Origin of the sequence: Streptomyces sp. UH6 (genome assembly GCF_013421635.1) — a bacterium.
Taxonomy (GTDB): Bacteria; Actinomycetota; Actinomycetes; order Streptomycetales; family Streptomycetaceae; genus Streptomyces; species Streptomyces abyssomicinicus.
In genome coordinates, this window is sequence record NZ_JACADT010001382.1 from 1 (window position 1) to 1,127 (window position 1,127).

The 1,127-nt window shown below is 76.1% G+C and carries 1 protein-coding gene; it reads left to right on the forward strand.

Annotation, left to right across the window (positions count from 1 at the left end):
* Nucleotides 1–1,127: L-aspartate oxidase (locus tag HW445_RS32040; RefSeq protein WP_180224262.1), on the forward strand; the 1,127-nt coding region annotated here is incomplete at both ends.

The window sequence follows — 1,127 nt, forward strand, 5'->3', positions numbered from 1 at the left end:
TGGACGCCGGATCCACCCGCTGGGCGCAGGGCGGCATAGCCGCCGCCCTGGGAGAGGGCGACACCCCCGGGCAGCACCTCGACGACACCCTGGTCGCGGGCGCGGGACTCTGCGACGAGGAGGCCGTGCGCCTGCTGGTCACCGAGGGCCCCGACGCGGTGCGCCGCCTGATCTCCACCGGCGCCCGCTTCGACACCGACCCGGGCGGCCGGATCGCGCTGACCCGTGAGGGCGGCCACCACCGCCGCCGCATCGCGCACGCGGGCGGTGACGCCACCGGAGCCGAGATATCCCGTGCCCTGGTCGAGGCGGTCCAGGCCCGCGGCCTGCGGACCGTCGAGCACGCCCTGGTCCTCGACCTGCTCACCGATGCCGAGGGCCGCACGGCAGGCGTCACCCTGCACGTCATGGGCGAGGGCGCGCACGACGGCGTCGGCGCCGTCCACGCCCCCGCGGTGGTTCTCGCCACCGGCGGCATGGGCCAGGTGTTCTCCGCCACCACCAACCCGTCGGTCTCCACCGGCGACGGCGTGGCGCTCGCGCTGCGGGCCGGCGCCGAGGTCAGCGACCTGGAGTTCGTCCAGTTCCACCCGACCGTCCTCTTCCTCGGCCCCGACGCCGAGGGCCAGCAGCCGCTGGTCTCCGAGGCGGTGCGCGGCGAGGGCGCCCACCTGGTCGACGCGGACGGGGTCCGGTTCATGGTCGGCCAGCACGAGCTGGCCGAGCTGGCCCCGCGCGACATCGTGGCCAAGGGCATCATGCGCCGGATGCGGGAGACGGGCGCCGCGCACATGTACCTGGACGCCCGCCACTTCGGCGCCGAGATGTGGGAGCACCGCTTCCCGACCATCCTCGCCGCCTGCCGGACGCACGGCATCGACCCGGTCACCGAGCCGATCCCGGTCGCCCCGGCCGCCCACTACGCCTCCGGCGGCGTCCGCACCGATTCGACCGGCCGCACCACCGTGCCCGGCCTCTACGCCTGCGGCGAGGTCGCCTGCACCGGCGTCCACGGCGCCAACCGGCTGGCCTCGAACTCCCTGCTGGAGGGGCTGGTCTACGCCGAGCGGATCGCCGCCGACATCGCGGCCGGAGGCACCGTGCCCGCGGGCGCCGCGGGCCTCACC